Genomic DNA, 19,682 nt, shown 5'->3' on the forward strand with positions numbered 1-19,682 from the left:
CCTCAGCGCAGAGTCATTTTTTGTGTCGGTGGCCCTGGGCAACATGCCGACATGGGACAACCATTCATCGGTAGCGAGGCGTTAGCCGCTGGAACTTTGAGCCGCCATGAGCTGCGCCAGTTCCACACGGCAGTCCTGCCGAACGTCTACCAGCAAAAGCGCGCCGAACCGACGCTCCTGCACCGGACGCAGGCCGCCTGGCTGTGGTCGCAGCGCCAGGCGGTCGTGTCCGGCTTGGCGGCGTCCGCCCTACACGGGGCGAATTGGGTCGGGGATGACGCGATCGTCGAACTGATCTGGCGTAACGCGCGACCCCCGCACGGCGTCAAGACCCGTGCTGACCTCATCCTGGACGGCGAATCCGAGCATCGCGGCGGCGTCGTCGCCACCACTGCCGAGCGCACCGCCTTTGACCTGGGCCGACGCGGGCCGTTACGTCAGGCGGTCGCCAGGCTCGACGCCCTGGCCAACGCCACGCATTTCAAGATCGAAGATGTGGCTCGGCTGGCGTCGCGGCATCGGCACACCCGCGGGTTGCGCCAACTGGAAGCCGCGCTGTACCTCGTCGATGCCGGCGCGCAGTCACCGAAGGAGACCTGGCTGCGGCTGTTGCTCAGTGACGCCGGCTTTCCCAGGCCGCAGACCCAGATCCCGGTTCTCGGGGCGGACGGCTGTCCGCGCTACTTCCTTGACCTGGGGTGGGAGGACATCATGCTCGCGGTCGAATACGACGGCGACCAGCACCGCACCAGCCGCCCACAGTTCGTCAAGGACGTCGAGCGTCTGGAATACATCCGGCAGGCGGGCTGGTCGCACATCACGGTGCTCGCCGAACACCGGGGCTACGACGTCGTTCGACGCGTCCGCCAGTCATGGGACGCCCTGAGGCGAAAATGACTCTGCGCCCAGGGCGGGGGTTACTCGAACTTTCCCGCCCTGAGCGCAGAGTCAATGAAACGGAGCTAGGAGAGCCGCTCGACCACCATGGCCATGCCCTGGCCGCCACCGACACACATGGTCTCCACGCCGAACTGCTTGTCGTGGGTCGCCAGGTTGTTCAGCAGGGTGGCGGTGATGCGGGCACCGGTCATACCGAACGGGTGGCCCAGGGCGATCGCCCCGCCGGACACGTTCAGCTTGTCCTCGTCGATGCCCAGCTCGCGAGCCGAGCCGAGCACCTGCACCGCGAAGGCCTCGTTGATCTCGAACAGGTCGATGTCGGAGACCGACATCTTGGCGTTCGCCAGCGCCTTCTTGACGGCCTCGATCGGGCCCAGGCCCATGATCTCCGGCGACAGGCCCGACACCCCGGTCGACACGATCCGGGCCAGCGGCTTGAGACCCAGCTCCTTGGCCTTGGTGTCGCTGGTGATGATCACCGCGGCGGCGCCGTCGTTCAGCGGGCAGGCGTTACCGGCGGTGATCGTGCCGTTGGGCCGGAACACCGGCTTGAGCTGGCTGATCTTCTCGTAGGTGGTGCCGGCGCGCGGGCCGTCGTCGGTGCTCACCACCGTGCCATCGGGCAGCGTGACCGGGGAGATCTCGCGCTCGAAGAAGCCGCTCTTGATGGCCTCCTCGGCGCGGTTCTGGCTGCGCACGCCCCAGTGGTCCTGGTCCTCGCGGCTGATCCCGGTGTGCAGCACTACGTTCTCGGCGGTCTGGCCCATCGCGATGTAGACGTCCGGCAGCAGGCCGTCGGCGCGCGGGTCGTGCCACTCGGTGGCACCGGCTGCGGCGGCCTCCGAGCGAGCCATCCCGTCGTTGAACAGCGGGTTCTTGCTGTTCGGGGCGCCGTCGGCGGCACCGATGGCGAACTGCGAGACGGTCTCCACACCGGCGGAGATGAATGCGTCACCCTCGCCGGCCTTGATCGCGTGGAACGCCATCCGGGTGGTCTGCAGCGACGACGAGCAGTACCGGTTCACCGTGGTGCCGGGCAGGAAGTCGTAGCCGAGCAGCACCGAGACCACGCGCCCGATGTTGTAGCCAGCGGCGCCGCCCGGCTGGCCACAGCCCATCATCAGGTCGTCGATCTCGCGCGGGTCCAGCGCGGGCACCTTGTCCAGGGCGGCGCGCACCATCTGGGCGGCCAGGTCGTCGGGCCGCATGGTGACCAGGGATCCCTTACCGGCCCGGCCGATCGGCGAACGCGCAGTTGAGACGATTACAGCTTCAGGCACTTCTGGCTCCTTGAGATCGGGTAATAGAGCCGAATCTAGCCCGACGGGGCCGCCACGCGGGAATCGGGCCGGTCCAGCACAGCGCAGAGCGCCGGGATCATTTGGCCCGCGGCCAGGGCGTATCCCGCCGCCGACGGGTGGTATTGGTCCGCGGCGAACAGCAGTTCGGGGCTGTCGTGGAACTCCCGGGCCCGGAAGTCGGCGAAGGGCACGGCGATACCGCCGGCTGCTTTGACCGCCAGGGTCTGCGCCCGGGCCAGCTGGCAGGCGCGGGCGTGTGCGACCCAGCGCAGCGGCCGCGGTATTGCGCTGATCGCCCCGAACTTGGGGCAGGTGCCCACGATCACCACCGCGCCGCTGGCGCGCAGTCGCCTCACCGCGGCGCGCAGCCGCTGCACCGAGCCGGCGATGCTGTGCAGTGCGGTCACGTCATTGGCGCCGATCATGATCACCGCGACGTCCGGCGGCGGACCCGCGACGAACATCGCGTCCACCTGCCCGGCCAGGCCCTTGGAGGTGGCGCCCACAATTGCCTTAGTGCTCAACCGAATCCGCATCCCGGTGCGCTCCGCCAATGCTCTGGCGATCAGCGCGCCGGGAACCTCCGCCGCCGAACGGCAGCCATAGCCGGTCGCGGTGGAGTCGCCGAAGACCATCAGCTGCAGATCGACATTCGCCCCGCGGTGAAAAGGCTGAACTTGCGCGTCGTCGGGACCGTATAAACCGTCAGCACGCGGTGGAAGATCCCAAGCCTTGGGGATCGTCTGACGGGCCCGGTCGGCCTGGCCGGCCAGGAGATTGCGCACACCCAGATAGAGGGTGCCGCCAAAAGCGAACACGCCCGCAGTGGCCAGCGTGACCGCCGAACGTCGCGTTGCCCCGATCGCCATGTCGGTGATTCTAGGGAAAGGACGCCCATGTCACCTGAGCGCAGCAAACAAATATGGTCACGAAGCGGAACCGATGCAGTATCGGAACGAATCATAAGATTTCTTCTCAATTTTTCGCGTGTGACGATAACTGGTACCGCGTTGGCTGTGCCGGCCCGGGCCGGCTGGAGGGAGTGTCCATCATGACCGCACCCGACACAATGCCCAGCTCGTTACGTGTTCGCACCCGCCTGTATCCCAGTCCGCGACCCTACCGTTACGGCCGTCACGACGGGCTTCCCGTCGAGGTCTCCGAGGAGTCGACCAGCGTCGAGGGGCGGATGGCGTGGCTGGCGGCCCGAGCCACCATTCGGCCGGTTCTCTCGGTCGGCAGCTACCTTCCGCGGATGCCGTGGCCGTTCGGATTGCTCGACTTCGCCGCGAAGGCGATGTTGCCGGCGCCGGGCACCATCCGCGCCACCATCCGGCTGCCGCACTGTAAGGCGCAGATGGTGCGCGCTGCCGGTGTCCTGCCCGCCGACGGCACCCGTCGCGTCGTGCTCTACATGCACGGCGGGGCCTTTCTGGCCTGCGGGGCCAACACCCACGGCCGGCTCGTCACCAAGCTGTCGAAGTACGCCGACAGTCCGGTCTTGGTGGTGGAGTACCGGATGATCCCCAAGTACTCCATCGCCGACGCGGTCGACGACTGTTACGACGCCTACCGCTGGTTGCGCCGTCAGGGATACGAACCGGACCAGATCGTGCTGGCCGGCGACTCGGCCGGTGGCTACCTGTCGCTGGCGCTGGCCGAGCGCTTGTTGGATGAAGGCGACGAGGAAGTGCCGGCCGCGATCGTCGCGATGTCGCCGCTGCTGGAGATCGCCAAGGAAGCCAAGAAGGCACACCCCAACATCCACACCGGTGCGATGTTCCCGCCCAAGGCATTTGACGCGTTGGTGGAACTGGTGGAATCCGCGGCCCGCCGTGACCGTACCCACGGCAGTGAAGTCCTCGAGCCGCTGCAGCACGTCCGGCCCGGACTTCCGCGCACCCTGATCCACGTCTCCGGCTCCGAGGTGTTGCTACACGACGCCCGGCTGGGCGCCAATATCCTCGCGACCGCCGGTGTACCGGTGGAGTTGCGGGTATGGCCCGGCCAGATTCACGTCTTCCAGATCGCCGCCCCGTTCGTGCCCGAGGCCACCCGCTCGTTGCGCCAGATCGGCGAATACATCCGGGAAGCCACCGGTTGAACCGCCCGGTATATAAGGTCCGTCGAGCCTCGCTGAACCGCTGGGTTCATGGGGCGGTTCCAGCTTCGGCTCTCCTCCGTCGAGCCTCGCTGAACCGCCCGGGCAAATAACCTGAGACGATGGCAGGCATGCGGATAGCGAGCCACATCAGTGAACTCATCGGCAACACGCCACTTGTCGAGCTGACTTCGATCGTTCCCCCCGGCGCGGGCCGGGTGGTGGCCAAAGTCGAGTACCTCAACCCAGGTGCCAGCTCCAAGGACCGCATCGCGGTGAAGATGATCGACGCGGCCGAGGCCAGCGGTGCACTCAAGCCCGGCGGAACCATCGTCGAACCCACCTCCGGCAACACCGGTGTCGGCCTGGCGCTGGTGGCCCAGCGCCGCGGCTACAAGTGCGTGTTCGTCTGCCCCGACAAGGTCAGCGAAGACAAGCAGAACGTGTTGCGGGCCTACGGCGCCGAAGTCGTGGTGTGCCCGACGGCGGTACCGCCGGACGACCCGGCCAGCTACTACAGCGTCTCCAACCGGCTTGTCGAGGAGATCGACGGCGCCTGGAAGCCGGATCAGTACTCCAACCCCGCAGGGCCCGAGAGTCATTACGAGACTACGGGTCCGGAGATCTGGGCCGACACCGACGGCCAGATCACCCATTTCGTCGCCGGGATTGGAACCGGCGGCACTATCACCGGCACCGGCCGTTACCTCAAAGAGGTGTCGCAAGGCCGGGTGCAGATCATCGGTGCGGACCCCGAAGGCTCGGTGTATTCCGGCGGTACCGGCCGCCCGTATCTGGTGGAAGGGGTCGGCGAGGACTTCTGGCCGGCCGCCTACGATCCGAGCATTCCCGACGGCATCATCGCGGTCTCCGACGCGGATTCGTTCGACATGACCCGGCGTCTGGCCCGGGAGGAGGCGCTGCTGGTCGGCGGCTCCTGCGGGATGGCCGTGGTGGCGGCCGTCGAGACCGCCGTCAAAGCCGGCCCCGACTCACTGGTCGTCGTGCTGCTGCCCGACGGCGGACGCGGCTACATGTCGAAGCTGTTCAACGACTCCTGGATGTCGTCGTATGGGTTCCTGCGCTCGCGGCTGGACGGTTCGACGGTGCAACCCACGGTCGCCGACGTGCTGCGGGCCAAGTCGGGGGTGCTGCCGGACCTGGTGCACACCCATCCGGCCGAGACCCTGCGCGACGCCATCGGGATCCTGCGCGAGTACGGGGTGTCGCAGATGCCCGTCGTCGGCGCCGAACCGCCGGTGATGGCCGGAGAGGTGGCCGGCAGCGTGTCCGAACGCGACCTGCTCTCCGCGGTGTTCGAGGGCCGCGCGAAGCTTGCCGACGCGGTATCGCAGCACATGGGACCGCCGCTGCCGCTCATCGGATCCGGCGAGGTCGTGGGCGTCGCCGCCACCACGTTGGCCGAGGTCGACGCGGTGATGGTGGTCGAGGACGGCAAACCGGTCGGCGTGATCACTCGCCACGACCTGTTGGGCTTTTTGTCCGACGGGCCACGCCGCCGATAAGGCGTTCACGTTCACTGTCCTGCGGTAGCGTTTGGACCGTTCACCGACACGACCCGAAAGGGTGGAGATGACCGACTTTCCGCCGCCCCCGCAGGGCAACTACCCACCCCCGTCCGGTGACTTCCCGTCGCAGGGCAATTACCCGCCGCCGCCTCCCGGCAATTACCCGCCGCCTCCGGGTAACTACCCGCCGCCGCCCCCTGGCAATTACCCGCCGCCGCCTCCCGGGAACTACCCCCCGCCGCCGCCGGGCAACTACCCGCCCCCGCCTCCGGGCTACGGCGCGTATCCGGGTGCGGTCGGAAACCCGGTGGGCCAACTGCCGCAAGAGGCCTACACCTCATGGCTGACTCGCGTCGGCGCCTACTTCATCGACTTCCTTCCGATCCTGGTGCTCTACGGCATTCCGTCGATCATCGCCGGAACCACCGCCGACCGGGAGTGCATCACCAGCTCCGACGGATTCGCCTGCACGGTCACGCCGTCGAGCACCGGCGCGGCGCTGATGTTCGTCGGCTGGCTGGCCGCGCTCGCCTACGGGATCTGGAATTTCGGCTATCGGCAGGGCACCACGGGATCGAGCATCGGTAAGTCGGTGCTGAAGTTCAAGGTGGTCTCCGAAGCCACCGGCCAGCCCATCGGGTTCGGGATGTCGATCGTGCGCCAGTTGGCACACATCATCGACGGCGCGATCTTGTGCATCGGCTACCTGTTCCCGCTGTGGGACGCCAAACGCCAGACGATCGCTGACAAAATCATGACCACCGTCTGCTTGCCGATCCGTTGAGTCAGAAGCAACCCCACAGCAATACGGGCCTGTCCACCACGGCGATCCACGCCGGGTTCCGTCCGGATCCGGCAACCGGGGCCGTCAACGTACCGATCTACGCCAGCAGCACCTTCGCCCAAGACGGCGTCGGCGGCCTGCGCGGCGGATTCGAGTATGCGCGCACCGGCAATCCGACCCGGGCCGCACTGGAGACTGCGCTGGCCGCGGTGGAGCGCGGCCGATTCGGTCGGGCGTTCGGTTCGGGGATGGCTGCCACGGACTGCGCGTTGCGGTCGATCCTGCGCCCCGGCGATCACCTGATCATTCCCGACGACGCCTACGGGGGCACCTTCCGGCTGATCGACAAGGTCTTCACCGGATGGGGTGTGGCGCACACCCCGGTGGCGCTATCCGACCTGGACGCGGTCCGCGGGGCGCTCACCGACAAAACCAGGCTGATCTGGGTCGAGACTCCTACCAACCCGCTGCTGTCGATCGCTGATATTGAAGCCATCGCAGCGATAGGCCACGGCGCGGGCGCAAAGGTACTGGTGGACAACACCTTCGCCTCGCCCGCGCTGCAGCAGCCGCTGACGCTGGGCGCCGACGTGGTGTTGCATTCGACCACCAAATACATCGGCGGCCACTCCGACGTGGTCGGTGGTGCGCTGGTCACCGACGATGAAGAACTCGACGCGGCTTTCGCGTTCCTGCAGAACGGGGCGGGCGCCGTACCGGGACCCTTCGACGCCTACCTCACCTTGCGCGGCCTGAAGACCTTGGTGTTGCGGATGCAGCGGCACAGCGAGAACGCCGCCGCCGTCGCCGAATTCCTCAACGGGCATCCCGCGGTGAGTCGGGTGCTCTACCCGGGGCTGCCGGAGCATCCCGGCCATGATGTCGCCGCGGCACAGATGCGCGGGTTCGGCGGCATGGTGTCGGTCCGGATGCGTGGTGGCCGGGCTGCCGCCGAGAAGCTGTGCGCCGGAACCGAGATCTTCATCCTGGCCGAGTCGTTGGGCGGGGTGGAGTCGCTGATCGAACTACCCGGCGCGATGACGCATGCGTCGACGGCGGGTTCGCAGCTCGAGGTTCCCGACGATCTGGTGCGCTTGTCCGTGGGCATCGAGGACATCGACGACCTGATCGCCGACCTGAAGCAGGCGCTGGACTGAGCGACGAGCCCCCGAATCGGGGCTCAGGGGCTCAGGAGTGGTAGGGCTCCGCGCTGACCAGGGTCACCTTGACGGTCTTGCCGCTGGGCACCGTGTAGCTGCGCTCCTCGTCGACCTTGGCGCCCAGCAGGGCGTGGCCGAGCGGCGAGTTCGGTGAATACACCTCGAGCTTGTCGTCGTTGACGCCCTCCTGGCGGGTGGCGATCAGGAACGTCTCGGTGTCGGACTTGTCGCCGTCGTAGAAGACCTTGACCACCGAGCCCGGCAATGCCACGCCGGACTGCGTCGGAGCCTCACCGACCTTGGCGTTGTTGAGCAACTCCTGCAGCTGCCGGATGCGGGCCTCCTGCTGGCCCTGCTCCTCACGTGCGGCGTGGTAGCCGCCGTTCTCGCGCAGGTCGCCTTCTTCGCGGCGGTCGTTGATCTCCGCGGCGATCACCGGACGGTTCGCGATCAGCTGGTCGAGCTCCGCCTTGAGCCGGTCGTGTGACTCCTGCGTCAACCAGGTCACCTGGGTGTCCGTCATCTCACTGTGCTCCTTGTGTCGTCGGATCCGGCGCCATTGGGCAGCGGGGGCGACATCGTTCTAATGCAGCAATACACGGTCCCAGCTGGAACCGTGTATCCGTACAGGGTACCACCGCGGCATCATGGCGATCGTAAGTAATCGGGGACGTCGCTGCCGCAACCGTAGACGTCGCCCATGACAGGTTGCTGGGAAGATTTCACGGTCGTGGTCACCTGTACGGTGGCCGACTCAGACGGTGGAATCAGCACTTCGCGGCGGCCAGTCTCGCTGCCGTCGCTGGATCGGACCCGCACAATGCAGGCCGCAGGAGTCGACGGGTCTGATCGAGTCACGCTGAACTTAACCGAGACCGTCTGGTCGTCGAGCACCTCATAGCCGTACAACTCGCCCTTGACCTCGGCGGTTGCGAAGCGCTGGTAGCCCAGTACGGCGATGGCGGCGACAATGGCGATCGCCATCGCACCCAGGGCGATCGCCAGCAACCGACGGGGCAGGGCACTGCCCTGGGTATCCCCGTATCGGGCCGGCTTGGAGTCGGTCATCGTGAGGTGTGTCCCATGGTCAACGGTGGATTCGGGAGCGATTACCGCGCCCGCCGCAGGTGGTGTAACGATGGGGGCCGGAAACCATCTGGAACTATAGGCGTCCGGTCCGGGGTTCCGGCAGGAGGAACCTGGAGGGAACGGGGAATGTGCGCATGAGTGGACTGCGGCTGATGGCGGTGCACGCCCACCCCGACGACGAGTCCAGCAAGGGCGCGGCCACGGTGGCCCGCTACACCGCCGCTGGGCACCGGGTGATGGTGGTGACCCTGACCGGTGGCGAGCGCGGCGACATTCTCAACCCCGCGATGGACCTGCCCGATGTGCACGGAAACATCGCCGCGGTCCGGCGCGACGAGATGGCGAAGGCCGCTGAGATCCTCGGGGTCGAGCATCACTGGCTGGGCTTCGTCGACTCCGGCCTGCCCAAGGGCGACCCGCTGCCGCCGCTGCCCGAAGACTGCTTTGCGCTGGTGCCGCTGGAGGTGTCCACCGAAGCCCTGGTGCGCGCGGTACGTCAGTTCCGTCCGCACGTGATGACCACATACGACGAGAACGGTGGCTACCCGCACCCCGATCACATCCGTTGCCATCAGGTGTCGGTGGCCGCGTTCGAGGCCGCCGGCGACTACCGCCGCTACCCGCAGGCCGGTGAGCCCTGGAGTGTCTCCAAGCTCTACTACAACCACGGGTTCCTGCGGCAACGAATGCAGCTGTTGCAGGACGAGTTCGCCCGCAACGGCGAGGTCGGCCCGTTCGCCAAATGGCTCGAGCACTGGCAGCCCGACCACGACGTGTTCGCCGACCGGGTGACTACCCGCGTCGAGTGCGCCGACTACTTCAGCCAGCGTGACGACGCACTGCGTGCGCACGCCACGCAGATCGACCCCAACGGCGACTTCTTCGCCGCGCCGATCGAGTGGCAGCAGCGGCTCTGGCCGACCGAGGAGTTCGAGCTGGCTCGGTCCCGGGTGCCGGTTACTCTGCCGGAGACTGACCTGTTCGCCGGGATCGAGGACAACGGATGAACCATGCTGTGCTGACCGTGCTGTGGATGGCGGCAGACGACATCTTGGCGGATGGCGTGCCGCGCGACACCGGGCCGGACTTCGGCAAGGCCAGCCCGTTCGGGCTGTTGGTCATCGTGCTGCTGATGCTCGGCACATTCGCGCTGGTGTGGTCGATGAACCGGCAGCTCAAGAAGTTGCCGGAATCGTTCGACCGGGACCACCCGGCCGCCGACCAAGCCGCCGACGAGGGGACCGTCGGGTCCGCTTCGCCCGACGATCTCCCGGGCGATGACGGCCCGGGATCGCCTCCACGGCAGTCGTAGCGCTAACAGTTCTCCAACGCCGGGTTTCGCGTTTGCGACTGCCGGATTAACCTTTGCCCCTTCGGGTTTCGTCACTATCGCGGCTATCGCCGACTCTAGCGCTGCGTGAGATGATTGCCGTGCCCGCGGCTTGGGAGAAAGGTTCGGGGTTGGCCATGCTCGCAGATCGCTCACCCGGGTTGGCGGTATCGCCGGTCATCTTGATGGTGTTACTGGTCGGCCTGATCAAGGTTCCGGCCGTGCACGCCGACGCGGTCGACACCACGTTTCTGGGCGCTCTCAACTCCAAGGGCATCGACTTCGCCAACGGCCAATCGGCGGTCATCGCCGGGCATGAGGTCTGCGACGAGCTCGACAGTGGTCGGCAGAAGAACGACGTGGTGTCCGAGGTGATGCAGAGCAGCCAGCTCGACGGCTATCACGCCGGCTTCTTCGTCGGGGTCAGTGTCAGCGCGTTCTGCCCGCGGCATCACGGCTAATTCTGCTCAGCCCGCGGAGGGCGGTTTGGGCATGACCGGACCCCGCAGCTCCAAACCGACTTCCAGGTCCTCGTACTTCTGCTGCTTGCGCTTGCGCCAGCCACTGCCTGCGGAATTCGATGGCGGCACCATCGGCGGCATGATCGGTGGGACGCCGGCGAACGTCGTGGACTGATTTGCCGGCAGCGGTGTGGCCGACGACGCCAACTGGACCGGCGCCTGTGTCGCGGCCAGGAACCCCGCCGCGGCGGGTGGCGCGGTTAGCGGGCCCACCTTCACCCCGACACCGATTGCCGCCGCGGGCATTTCGGTAAGGCCGGCGGCGCCCAGCGCGCCCAGTCCCCCGAGCGGCATCGCCGGGATCAAGGCGGACTCGCCCTCGGCCAGGCCCTGCGCCATGGCGGTGTTGACGTTCTGCAACGCCTGCGCCGAGGTGTTCTGGGCGAGGTAGCTGAGCAGGTTGATCGGGAAGCCGGACGACACGAACTGGTTGGCATAGGTGTTCGCCAGGCCCGTCCAACTGGCGTTGGGATCGAATGCCGGCAGTGACTGCTCCAATGACGCCAAAGTGGAAGCAGCGGAAGTAGTTCCACTTGTGGCGAGCTTAGGGGAGCTGAACGCGGGAAGTGTGGTGGCTTGCGCAGCGGCCGCCCGGTAGCGGGTCATCGCGGCAGTGTTATTCGTCCACATGCCCAGATACTGGCTCTCGTTCTCCGCGATGGCCGCTGAGTTGGTCCCGAATCGATTGGACGCCAGCAGTTGCACTCGGCGAGTGCGGTTGGTCTTGATCGCCGCAGTCGGGGCCACCGCCGCGCGGGCCGTTTCGAAAGCCGCGGCGGCCTGCTGCATTGCGGCGGCGGTCCGCCGGCACTGCTGTGCCGTGGCGCGCAGCCACACCAGGTAGGGCTCAGCGGACTGCACCATCGCAGCCGCGGACCCGCCACGCCACGAGTCCACCAACGACGACAGTGCTGCGACGTAGTCGTCGGCGTATTCGTCCAGGTAGGTGCCAAGCTTTCGCCACGCCCCCGACGCCTCGACGAGGGATCGCGCGCCGGGGCCGGTGTGAACCAGCGCGGAGGTGACCTCGGGGGGCGCGGTTATGGACTGCATTCCCGTGGTGGTGGCTCGTTTAGGCGATCGCGCTGATGGCGGCCGATAAGCGTGACTTGAACGCATCGGGGATGGGGACGTAGCCGTAGTCGGCCAGCTCGTTCTGGCCGTCGCCGATCGCGCTCTGCAGGAAGGCGCGCACCGCGGTTCCGACCTGTGGGTCGGGATACTTCGAGCAGACGATCTCGTAGGTGGCCAGCACGATCGGGTAGGCACCGGGCTGGTTGGGCCGATAGAAGGAGATGGTGTCTAGCGCCAGGTCATTGCCTTCGCGGATGAACCAAGCCGACAGGATGGTCTTGCCGACCGATTCCGCATTGATCGACACCGGAGCCGGGCCGGCCGAGGTGATGACATTGGCCATGCCCAGCTGATGGCTCTGGGCGAATGACCACTCCGTGTAGGTGATCGACCCCTCGAGGTCGGCCGCGGCCGCGGCGACGCCCTCGTTGCCGTGGGCGGTCGGTCCGCCAGCGCCGTTGAAGGTTCGCCCGGCTCCCTTGCTCCACGTGCCCGCGGACGCGGTGTCCAGGTAGCGCTGGAAGTTGTCGGTGGTCCCGGAGGCGTCGCTGCGTGAGATCACCCGAATCGGCAGGGCGGGCAGGTCGGTGCCGGTGTTCAGGGCGGCGATCGCGGGATCGTTCCAGCTGGTGATGATGCCGTTGAAGATGTTGGCTGCGGTGGGGCCGTCTAGATTCAGCGAGGTCACACCGCTCAGGCGGAACGCAATGGCGATGGGCCCGAACACCAACGGCAGGTTCCATACCGGCGCGCCGCAGCGCTGCTGGGCGCGGTCGTATTCACCCTTGCTCAGCGGCGAATCGGATCCACCGAAATCTGTTTGGTCGGCCATGAACTCGTCGATGCCCGCGCCGGATCCGTTCGGCTGGTAGGTCAGGCTCTGGCCGGGGCAGGCTTGGCTGAACGATGCGACGAACCGCGTCATCGCGTTGGCCTGAGCGGTGGAACCGCTGGCCTTCAGGTTCGGGTGCCCGCCACAGTCCACGCCGGACGCCGGGGCGGCGTGGCTCGGAGCTGTCGTGTCATGGCCCCCGCCGCAGCCGGACAGCAGCGCAGCCCCCGCGGCCAGCAAGATCGGTACGGCACGTCGATTGATGTCAATCACATCCCTCGGGTCGTCTCACCGGCGAATGCTAGCAATGGCGAGGCCCGGCAACTATGGTGCTCTACAGGCGAATTCAAGAATTCAGCAACCGTTTTCGAACTGGCCATGAGTTGTATGGACATCGTCCGCGTGTGGGTCTCAGCGCCACCTGGTGCCGAACAGGATTAGCGTGGATGAATGGCCAACCGTCTCGCCGCGTCCGCCAGTCCCTACCTGCGTCAACACGCCGACAACCCGGTGCACTGGTGGGAGTGGACACCCGAGGCGCTGGCCGAGGCCGCGCAACGCGACGTGCCGATCCTGCTGTCGGTCGGCTACTCGGCCTGCCATTGGTGTCACGTGATGGCGCACGGCTCGTTCGAGGACGCCGAAGTCGCCGCGGCCATGAACGCGGGCTTCGTGTGCATCAAGGTCGACCGGGAGGAGCGCCCGGATATCGACGCCATCTACATGACCGCCACCCAGGCGCTGACCGGGCGTGGCGGCTGGCCGATGACGTGTTTCCTGACCCCCGATGGCCGGCCGTTCTACTGCGGCACGTACTACCCCAAAGACGCGTTCCTGAACCTTCTTTCGGCGATCACCGCCACTTGGAACGAACGCCGTGACGAAGTCGAGGAGGCTTCGGACAACATCGCCAACGAGCTGCGCTCGATGGCCGCCGGACTGCCGGGGGAGGGGCCGCCGGTGGATGCGATGCTCTGCGACGCCGCGGTGGCCGCGGTGCTACGTGACGAAGACAGCACCCACGGCGGATTCGGCGGTGCGCCGAAGTTCCCACCGTCGGCGCTGCTGGAAACGCTGCTGCGGCACTACGAACGGACCGCGAACCGCCCGGCGCTGCAGGCGGTGGAACGTGCCGGTGCGGCGATGGCTCGCGGTGGGATCTACGACCAGCTCGCCGGCGGCTTCGCCCGCTACAGCGTCGACAATGCCTGGGTGGTACCGCATTTCGAGAAAATGCTCTACGACAATGCGTTGCTGCTACGGGTCTACGCGCACTGGGCCCGGCGCACCGGCGACCCGCTGGCCACGCGGGTGACCAAGCAGACGGCCCGCTTCCTGCTGGAAGATCTTTCCGACGGGGGGATGTTCATCTCGTCGCTGGACGCCGACGCCGACGGCCGCGAGGGCCTGACCTATGTGTGGACGCCCGAGCAGCTGACCGAAGTTCTCGGCGCCGACGACGGGGCCTGGGCGGCAGAGGTTTTCGGGGTCACGGCGAGCGGCACGTTTGAAGCCGGCGGTTCAGCGAGCCTCGACGAAGGAGAGGGGAAGCTGGGACCGCCGAATGGGCACGGCGCCTCGGTACTGCAGCTACTGACCGATCCCGATGATCCCGAGCGCCTCGATCGGGTGCGCCAGCGACTGCTGGCCGTTCGGCGGCTTCGGCCCCAGCCCGGACGCGACGACAAGGTGGTGACCGCCTGGAACGGCATGGCGATCACCGCGTTGGCCGAAGCGGCTGTAGCGCTGGGAGATCCGAGCCTGGCCGCCGCGGCGAAGGAGTGCGCCGGCAAGCTGCTCGACCTGCACCTGGTGGACGGTCGGCTGCGGCGGGCCAGTCTGGGCGGCCGGGTGGGGGACAGCGCCGCGATCCTGGAGGACTACGGCGCGCTGGCCACCGGACTGCTCAGCCTGCACCAGCTCAGCGGTGAGCAGAGTGTGCTCGATGCCGCCGCCGGACTGCTGGACACCGCGCTGGCCCACTTCGCCGATCCGGACTCACCCGGGCGCTGGTTCGACAGTGCCGACGACGCCGAAACCCTGATGCTGCGCCCCAGCGACCCGATGGACGGCGCCACCCCGTCGGGCGCGTCGCTGATCACCGAGGCGCTGCTGACCGCGGCCCACCTGGTCTCCGCCGACCGCAGCGAGCGCTACCGCCAGGCGGCCACCGACGCGCTGTCGGCGCATGCCGCGCTGCTCGAGCGCGTACCCCGCGCGGTCGGGCACTGGCTCGGCATCGCCGAGGCCTCCGTGCGCGGTCCGCTGCAGATCGCGGTGGCCTGCGACAGCCCCGACTCGGCACTGTTAGAGCAGGCGCGCCGGCTGGCCCCCGGCGGGACGATCGTGGTCGGCGGGGCGGCCGGCTCCTCGGAACTGCTGGCCGGGCGAGACCGGGTCAACGGCGCCGACGCCGCCTACGTCTGTCGCGGTCCGGTGTGTGACTTGCCGGTGCGCAGCGCGGCCGAGTTGGCAGCTGCCCTTGGGGTGCCCGCGAATCCGGCATCCGTGTAACGTGCGGCACATGACGAGCGCACCCGAGCGGGCACAGGCCATCACCGAGACCGTCCACCGCTACATCGAGCTGGTCGGCGGCGGCGACGCCGATGCGCTGGTCGAGCTCTACGCATCCGACGCCACCCTGGAGGACCCGGTCGGCGGCGAGGTGCACATCGGCCACCAGGCCATTCGTAATTTCTACTCGGCCATCACCGGGCTGGATCGCAAGTCCGAGCTGGTGACGCTGCGGGTCGCCGGCAACGAGGCGGCGTTCCACTTCGCGCTGACCATCACCAACGGTGACCACCGCATGCGCATCGAGCCGATCGACGTGATGGTGTTCGACGGCGACGGCAAGATCGCCGGGATGAAGGCCTACTGGTCCGCGGAGAACATCACCCAGCTGTAGGCCCGCGCGGCCACTACAGCGCCGCGAACCAGATCGCGATGTACTGGCAGATCGCGGCCACGGCGGTGCAGGCGTGGAAGAACTCGTGGTAGCCGAACGTCGCGGGCCACGGGTCCGGCCATTTCAGTGCGTACATGATTGCCCCGATGCTGTAGAGCGCGCCGCCGACGGCCAGCAGCACCATCGCCGCGACACCGGCGTTGTGCATGATCGTTGCGATGAAAAAGGCTGACACCCAGCCCAGCAGCAGGTAGAGCGGCACCCCGACCCACTTCGGGGCGGTCGGCCAAAACAGCTTGAGCACCACGCCGGCCAGTGCGCCACCCCACACGATCGCCATCACCAGCCGTTCCTGAGCGCCGTGGTCCATCGCCAGCAGCGCGAACGGGGTGTAGGTGCCGGCGATGAAGATGAAGATCATCGCGTGGTCGAGCCGCTTCATGCGGATTCGGGCGGCGACAGACTTCCAGGTGATCCGGTGATAGGTCGCGCTGACCGCGAACATGCCCACCACCGAGATGGAGTAGGCCAATGTCGCCAGGCCGGCCTCGAGGCCGGCCAGCGACCAGGCCACCGCGGTCAGGGTGATCCCGGCGATGACGGCAACGATTGCCGACACGAGGTGAATCCACCCGCGTGCCCGCGGTTTGGTGTGCGGCGCGGTGATGTCCGCCGGCAGCTCGTTCGGATTCGGCTCGGCGATGGTGTCGGTGTGGGTGCTCATGGGCCTTCCTGAACTCCACGCGGATCCCGGACTGATTCCCGTCATTGCTTTCAGATCACAGTAGTCTGGGTTTTTGTGGCAATCATCCCGGCGCGCTTGAAAGAGCCGCTGTACCGGATCTACGAACTGCGCCTCCGGCAGGGCTTGGCGGCGTCGCGGTCGAACCTGCCCCGCCACATCGCCGTGCTCTGTGACGGTAACCGCCGGTGGGCGCGCGATGCCGGCTACGACGACGTCAGCTACGGCTACCGGATGGGCGCGGCCAAGATCGCCGAGATGCTGCGCTGGTGCGCCGATGCGGGCATCGAGATGGCCACCGTCTACCTGCTGTCCACCGAGAACCTGCAGCGTGACCCCGCCGAACTGGCTGCGCTCATCGAGATCATCACCGATGTGGTGGAGGAGATCTGCGCGCCAGCGAACCGGTGGAGCGTGCGCACCGTGGGGGATCTGGCGCTGCTGGGTGAAGAACCCGCCCGTCGCCTGCGTGAGGCCGTCGAAAGCACCGTGAGTACCGCTGATCGCGGACGCTCCAACCTGCACGTCAACGTCGCCGTCGGCTACGGGGGCCGCCAGGAGATCGTCGACGCCGTGCGTGGCCTGCTCGGCAAACAGCTGGCCAACGGCGCCACGGCCGAGGAACTCGTCGACGCGGTGACCGTCGAGGGCATCTCGGAGAACCTCTACACCTCGGGCCAGCCCGACCCAGACCTGGTGATTCGCACGTCCGGGGAGCAGCGGCTGTCCGGTTTCCTGCTGTGGCAGAGCGCCTACTCGGAGATGTGGTTCACCGAGGCGCACTGGCCGGCGTTTCGCCGGGTCGACTTCCTGCGCGCGCTGCGCGACTACAGCGTGCGGCACCGGAGATTCGGGCGGTAGCGAGCCGTGGTGGTGTTGTCGGCGCTGGTCTTCACCCTGAGTTGGTGGCTCGGGATGTACCTGTTGGCGCGCGACCCGCGCAAACCGGTGCTGGTGCTGGCCGCGGTCGGGTTGTGCGGCTTCGCCGCCGTGGTGGCCGCCGACGCGGTCCGTGCAGTGTGGCATCCGGTGCTGCTCGGACGGGTGGAGATCTACCTGGCGGTGGTTCCCGGCGTGGCTTGGTTCGCGGTGTTGCTGGAACTGGCCCGGCCGTGTGATCGCTGGACCGGCAGGGCGCGTGACGTGACGTTCATCGGCGTGGTTGCGGCCGCGGCACTGGTCGGAGCGACCTGGGCCGGCAGCGTCGAAGGCCCGCCGGGGGCCGGACACTGGCTGCTGTTCGTGGTGATCTCGGTGTCGACGTTGGCGGCGATGGTCAAGGCGCTGATCCGGCCCGCGCAGCCCGGTTCGGTGCTCGGGGTGGCCGCCGTCGCGACGCTGTTCTTCGCCCTGGCCAACGCGATCCTCATCATCCCGCTGGGCGTGGTGCCCAGCGGCATCGCGCTGGCCAGCACCGGCGTCGACGTGCTTCTGCTGGGCCTGGCGGTGGCGCTCTGGGATGCCTTCGACGAAGGCCAGGCGCTGCGGCTGGACATGCTGAGGTCGTTTCTTGCCTGCGTCGCGATGGCGGCGTTGCTGGGTGGGCAGGCGCTGATCGGCTTGTGGTTGACCCGGCCCGAACCCGTGGCGCAGACCGCGCTGACGGTGCTGCTGTTCACCACGATCGCAGTCGGGATCGAGGTCCAGGTGTTCGTCGACCGGCTGGCCGGGCTCTGGGACCGGCTGGCGTTCTGGCGCTCCCCGGCGCTGCGCGCCGACCGCGCCGTGTTGCGCGGCACCGAGGCGGCGCTGGCCCTGCGCTCGACCGGCCCGCTCGACGACCTCGACGAGGAAACCTTCGTCCGGCTGACCCGCCGGGCGTTGGGGCACTATGGGGATCTGTCGAAGCTCGTCGCCAGCCCGCTGACCGCGCTACCGGTCATCGACGAGCGATTGGCTGCCCGCGGTGCGCCCGATGCGCCGCTGGAACGAGCCAACGAACTCAAAGCTCTGCTGGCCGACCGGATCGCCGCGCTCAAGCCCCGTGACTGCGGCGAGTTCGGCACCACCGAACAGTGGCGGCATTACAACGCCCTGTATTTCCCCTACGTGGTGGGCGTGCGTGCCTACGCGCAGAACGCCACCGCTGCCGGACTGGACCCCACGGCGCGCCAGGCCTGGCAGTGGCTGGTCACCGAGGTACCGCAGCGTTCGCTGCACAACTGGCAGAACGCCGGGGCCCGAGTGATCGCCGCCGACCTGCGGGGCCGGATGACGGTGTCGCCAGCCCTCTGACCTGCGCTTGGCAGTGCTTGGCAGTGCCACGGGTCGATGTGGCAGCGGCTGCGCCGCAGGGTCGGGGGTGTCCGCACCACACTCGAAGGGAGTTTCCTCATGACCGCCATCACCACCCCGGCGCTGTCCGACTCGACCGACTCGCTGTTGCGCTTCGCACTCCGCGCCGACGCCGCCATCATCGGGGCCGTCGGTCTCCTCGGAGTGATCGCCGCCCGGCCGATGGCGGCGCTGGAGGGCCTGACCCCGGCCCACGAATACGCCCTGGCCGCATTCTGCGTCCTCTACGGCGCCGTCGTGTATTTCCTGTCCGCATTGCCGGACCTGCGCCGCCCGGGTATCGCAGTGATCGCCGCCAATGTGGTGTGCACCGTTGCGGCCATCGCGGTGGTGGAGGCTGGCGTGTTGCCGCTGACCGGAATCGGTGTGGCGGCGACGTTGGTCAGCGCGGCCTACACGGCGTTCATCGGATGGGTGCAGTACCGCGGGCTGCGCCGCCTGGGCTGACTCGCGGCCCACTCAACGTGTCGCTGCGGCCGTCACCGTCTACAGTTCACTCCCATGAAGTGGCGGCTGGCGGCGACGACGCTGATCCCCGGAATCCTGATCTACGCCGCGGCGCCGGCGCAGGCCGACGAGAAGACCTACCTCAGTTACCTTGAGTCGCACGGCTTCAAGTACCAGAACAGTCCTGGCCTGACCACCCCGTCGGGGGCGGTGCAGTTCGGCAAGATCATCTGCGAGAACCTGCGGAAGGGTCGCCCGGCCAAGGACCGGTTCGGCACGAAGGTCGCCGACGGCGTCACCAAGGTCATGATCGACGGGGCGCAACGGGAAATGTGCCCGGACACCTTGGCGGCCGCCGCCAACCCGACACCGACGCCGGCGGTGCCGCCGCCGGGTGCCGGCGAACCGCCGTCGCCGGGGCCTGAGGTTCCGCCGCCGGCCGACCAGGCACCGCCGCCGGGCTTCCCCCCGCCCCCGGGGTTCCCTCCCCCGCCGGGTTTTCCCCCGCCGCCGGACTTCCCGCCGCCTCCGGGTTTCCCGCCGCCGCCCGAGCCGGCGCCCGCACCCGCGGGGGAGCTGCCGCCACCACCGGGGGAGCCGGCGCCCCCGCCGGGACAGCCGCAGCCGGGCACCGCGACGCAGCCCTAGCACCGCGGCTTAGCGACACGC

The 19,682-nt window shown here is 67.9% G+C and carries 21 protein-coding genes; 14 read left to right on the plus strand and 7 right to left on the minus strand.

Translation table 11 applies throughout. The features are described 5' to 3' along the window. The first annotated feature begins 51 nt into the window (after positions 1-51). On the plus strand, positions 52-897 hold the full coding sequence (locus tag ACKY0X_RS05295; RefSeq protein ID WP_409428591.1) for a hypothetical protein: 846 nt from the start codon (positions 52-54) through the stop codon (positions 895-897). Positions 898-962: 65 nt separating this feature from the next. Here the strand turns inward: ACKY0X_RS05295 and ACKY0X_RS05300 are convergent, their stop codons facing one another. Next, positions 963-2,180, minus strand: a complete 1,218-nt coding sequence (locus ACKY0X_RS05300; RefSeq protein WP_065039703.1) for an acetyl-CoA C-acetyltransferase — start codon at positions 2,178-2,180, stop codon at positions 963-965. Between the two features lie 35 nt (positions 2,181-2,215). Then, on the minus strand, positions 2,216-3,070 hold the full coding sequence (locus ACKY0X_RS05305; RefSeq protein ID WP_409428592.1) for an SGNH/GDSL hydrolase family protein: 855 nt from the start codon (positions 3,068-3,070) through the stop codon (positions 2,216-2,218). Positions 3,071-3,252: 182 nt separating this feature from the next. Here ACKY0X_RS05305 and ACKY0X_RS05310 point away from each other — a divergent pair, with 182 nt between their 5' ends. The 4 genes from ACKY0X_RS05310 (at position 3,253) to ACKY0X_RS05325 (ending at position 7,772) form a co-directional block, all read left to right on the plus strand. Beyond that, positions 3,253-4,305: an alpha/beta hydrolase gene (locus tag ACKY0X_RS05310; protein ID WP_409428593.1), complete on the plus strand. Its 1,053-nt coding sequence runs from the start codon at positions 3,253-3,255 to the stop codon at positions 4,303-4,305. 128 nt (positions 4,306-4,433) lie between these two features. Further along, on the plus strand, positions 4,434-5,828 hold the full coding sequence (locus ACKY0X_RS05315; protein ID WP_409429516.1) for a cystathionine beta-synthase: 1,395 nt from the start codon (positions 4,434-4,436) through the stop codon (positions 5,826-5,828). Positions 5,829-5,895: 67 nt separating this feature from the next. Then, the gene (locus ACKY0X_RS05320) at positions 5,896-6,615 is read left to right on the plus strand and encodes an RDD family protein (RefSeq protein ID WP_409428594.1); all 720 of its coding nucleotides are present in this window, start codon (positions 5,896-5,898) and stop codon (positions 6,613-6,615) included. Continuing rightward, complete coding sequence (locus tag ACKY0X_RS05325; protein WP_409428595.1) at positions 6,612-7,772, plus strand: cystathionine gamma-synthase; 1,161 nt, start codon at positions 6,612-6,614, stop codon at positions 7,770-7,772. The genes ACKY0X_RS05320 and ACKY0X_RS05325 overlap by 4 nt, the downstream gene beginning before the upstream one ends. Positions 7,773-7,803: 31 nt before the next feature. Here ACKY0X_RS05325 and greA read toward each other — a convergent pair whose 3' ends face one another. After that, positions 7,804-8,298, minus strand: coding sequence for a transcription elongation factor GreA (gene greA, locus ACKY0X_RS05330; protein ID WP_024441085.1), 495 nt, complete (start codon positions 8,296-8,298; stop codon positions 7,804-7,806). Between the two features lie 122 nt (positions 8,299-8,420). Beyond that, a complete protein-coding gene (locus tag ACKY0X_RS05335; protein WP_409428596.1) occupies positions 8,421-8,843 on the minus strand; it encodes a DUF4307 domain-containing protein in 423 nt (140 codons plus the stop codon). A 155-nt stretch (positions 8,844-8,998) separates the two neighbouring features. On the opposite strand from ACKY0X_RS05335, the gene mca reads away from it, so the two are divergent. From mca to ACKY0X_RS05350, 3 genes are all read left to right on the plus strand, one after another. Continuing rightward, on the plus strand, positions 8,999-9,871 hold the full coding sequence (gene mca / locus ACKY0X_RS05340) for a mycothiol conjugate amidase Mca (RefSeq protein ID WP_409428597.1): 873 nt from the start codon (positions 8,999-9,001) through the stop codon (positions 9,869-9,871). After that, positions 9,868-10,176: a hypothetical protein gene (locus ACKY0X_RS05345; protein ID WP_409428598.1), complete on the plus strand. Its 309-nt coding sequence runs from the start codon at positions 9,868-9,870 to the stop codon at positions 10,174-10,176. Before mca ends, ACKY0X_RS05345 begins: the two co-directional genes overlap by 4 nt. A gap of 155 nt (positions 10,177-10,331) precedes the next feature. Next, positions 10,332-10,655: a DUF732 domain-containing protein gene (locus ACKY0X_RS05350; protein ID WP_065039171.1), complete on the plus strand. Its 324-nt coding sequence runs from the start codon at positions 10,332-10,334 to the stop codon at positions 10,653-10,655. A gap of 6 nt (positions 10,656-10,661) precedes the next feature. Here ACKY0X_RS05350 and ACKY0X_RS05355 read toward each other — a convergent pair whose 3' ends face one another. After that, positions 10,662-11,768 (minus strand): PPE family protein, encoded by a 1,107-nt coding sequence (locus tag ACKY0X_RS05355; protein WP_409428599.1) that lies wholly within the window; start codon positions 11,766-11,768, stop codon positions 10,662-10,664. A 19-nt stretch (positions 11,769-11,787) separates the two neighbouring features. Continuing rightward, the gene (gene pstS / locus ACKY0X_RS05360; RefSeq protein ID WP_409429517.1) at positions 11,788-12,891 is read right to left on the minus strand and encodes a phosphate ABC transporter substrate-binding protein PstS; all 1,104 of its coding nucleotides are present in this window, start codon (positions 12,889-12,891) and stop codon (positions 11,788-11,790) included. A 180-nt stretch (positions 12,892-13,071) separates the two neighbouring features. On the opposite strand from pstS, the gene ACKY0X_RS05365 reads away from it, so the two are divergent. Both ACKY0X_RS05365 and ACKY0X_RS05370 read left to right on the plus strand, forming a co-directional pair. After that, positions 13,072-15,135, plus strand: a complete 2,064-nt coding sequence (locus ACKY0X_RS05365) for a thioredoxin domain-containing protein (protein WP_409428600.1) — start codon at positions 13,072-13,074, stop codon at positions 15,133-15,135. A 10-nt stretch (positions 15,136-15,145) separates the two neighbouring features. Beyond that, positions 15,146-15,529 (plus strand): nuclear transport factor 2 family protein, encoded by a 384-nt coding sequence (locus ACKY0X_RS05370; protein WP_046285480.1) that lies wholly within the window; start codon positions 15,146-15,148, stop codon positions 15,527-15,529. Between the two features lie 13 nt (positions 15,530-15,542). Here the strand turns inward: ACKY0X_RS05370 and trhA are convergent, their stop codons facing one another. Further along, on the minus strand, positions 15,543-16,253 hold the full coding sequence (trhA, locus tag ACKY0X_RS05375; RefSeq protein ID WP_409428601.1) for a PAQR family membrane homeostasis protein TrhA: 711 nt from the start codon (positions 16,251-16,253) through the stop codon (positions 15,543-15,545). A gap of 75 nt (positions 16,254-16,328) precedes the next feature. Here trhA and ACKY0X_RS05380 point away from each other — a divergent pair, with 75 nt between their 5' ends. From ACKY0X_RS05380 to ACKY0X_RS05395, 4 genes are all read left to right on the plus strand, one after another. Beyond that, positions 16,329-17,132: a (2Z,6E)-farnesyl diphosphate synthase gene (locus ACKY0X_RS05380; protein ID WP_409428602.1), complete on the plus strand. Its 804-nt coding sequence runs from the start codon at positions 16,329-16,331 to the stop codon at positions 17,130-17,132. Between the two features lie 6 nt (positions 17,133-17,138). Next, positions 17,139-18,506 (plus strand): hypothetical protein, encoded by a 1,368-nt coding sequence (locus tag ACKY0X_RS05385; RefSeq protein WP_409428603.1) that lies wholly within the window; start codon positions 17,139-17,141, stop codon positions 18,504-18,506. Between the two features lie 99 nt (positions 18,507-18,605). After that, positions 18,606-19,013 (plus strand): hypothetical protein, encoded by a 408-nt coding sequence (locus tag ACKY0X_RS05390; RefSeq protein WP_409428604.1) that lies wholly within the window; start codon positions 18,606-18,608, stop codon positions 19,011-19,013. A 54-nt stretch (positions 19,014-19,067) separates the two neighbouring features. Continuing rightward, positions 19,068-19,661 carry a DUF732 domain-containing protein gene (locus tag ACKY0X_RS05395; RefSeq protein WP_409428605.1) on the plus strand — a complete coding sequence of 198 codons (594 nt, stop codon included), beginning with the start codon at positions 19,068-19,070 and terminating at the stop codon, positions 19,659-19,661. Positions 19,662-19,682: the final 21 nt, after the last annotated feature.

The sequence above is a fragment of the Mycobacterium sp. SMC-11 genome (genome assembly GCF_046250095.1).
Taxonomy (GTDB): Bacteria; Actinomycetota; Actinomycetes; order Mycobacteriales; family Mycobacteriaceae; genus Mycobacterium; species Mycobacterium heraklionense_A.

Coding starts and splice junctions, on each gene's coding strand:
- ACKY0X_RS05295 (WP_409428591.1), top strand. CDS start 52: ATGGGACAACCATTCATCGGTAGCGAGGCGTTAGCCGCTGGAACTTTG.
- ACKY0X_RS05305 (WP_409428592.1), bottom strand. CDS start 3,070: ATGGCGATCGGGGCAACGCGACGTTCGGCGGTCACGCTGGCCACTGCG.
- ACKY0X_RS05310 (WP_409428593.1), top strand. CDS start 3,253: ATGACCGCACCCGACACAATGCCCAGCTCGTTACGTGTTCGCACCCGC.
- ACKY0X_RS05315 (WP_409429516.1), top strand. CDS start 4,434: ATGCGGATAGCGAGCCACATCAGTGAACTCATCGGCAACACGCCACTT.
- ACKY0X_RS05320 (WP_409428594.1), top strand. CDS start 5,896: ATGACCGACTTTCCGCCGCCCCCGCAGGGCAACTACCCACCCCCGTCC.
- greA (WP_024441085.1), bottom strand. CDS start 8,298: ATGACGGACACCCAGGTGACCTGGTTGACGCAGGAGTCACACGACCGG.
- ACKY0X_RS05335 (WP_409428596.1), bottom strand. CDS start 8,843: ATGACCGACTCCAAGCCGGCCCGATACGGGGATACCCAGGGCAGTGCC.
- mca (WP_409428597.1), top strand. CDS start 8,999: ATGAGTGGACTGCGGCTGATGGCGGTGCACGCCCACCCCGACGACGAG.
- ACKY0X_RS05345 (WP_409428598.1), top strand. CDS start 9,868: ATGAACCATGCTGTGCTGACCGTGCTGTGGATGGCGGCAGACGACATC.
- ACKY0X_RS05350 (WP_065039171.1), top strand. CDS start 10,332: ATGCTCGCAGATCGCTCACCCGGGTTGGCGGTATCGCCGGTCATCTTG.
- ACKY0X_RS05355 (WP_409428599.1), bottom strand. CDS start 11,768: ATGCAGTCCATAACCGCGCCCCCCGAGGTCACCTCCGCGCTGGTTCAC.
- ACKY0X_RS05365 (WP_409428600.1), top strand. CDS start 13,072: ATGGCCAACCGTCTCGCCGCGTCCGCCAGTCCCTACCTGCGTCAACAC.
- ACKY0X_RS05370 (WP_046285480.1), top strand. CDS start 15,146: ATGACGAGCGCACCCGAGCGGGCACAGGCCATCACCGAGACCGTCCAC.
- trhA (WP_409428601.1), bottom strand. CDS start 16,253: ATGAGCACCCACACCGACACCATCGCCGAGCCGAATCCGAACGAGCTG.
- ACKY0X_RS05390 (WP_409428604.1), top strand. CDS start 18,606: ATGACCGCCATCACCACCCCGGCGCTGTCCGACTCGACCGACTCGCTG.
- ACKY0X_RS05395 (WP_409428605.1), top strand. CDS start 19,068: ATGAAGTGGCGGCTGGCGGCGACGACGCTGATCCCCGGAATCCTGATC.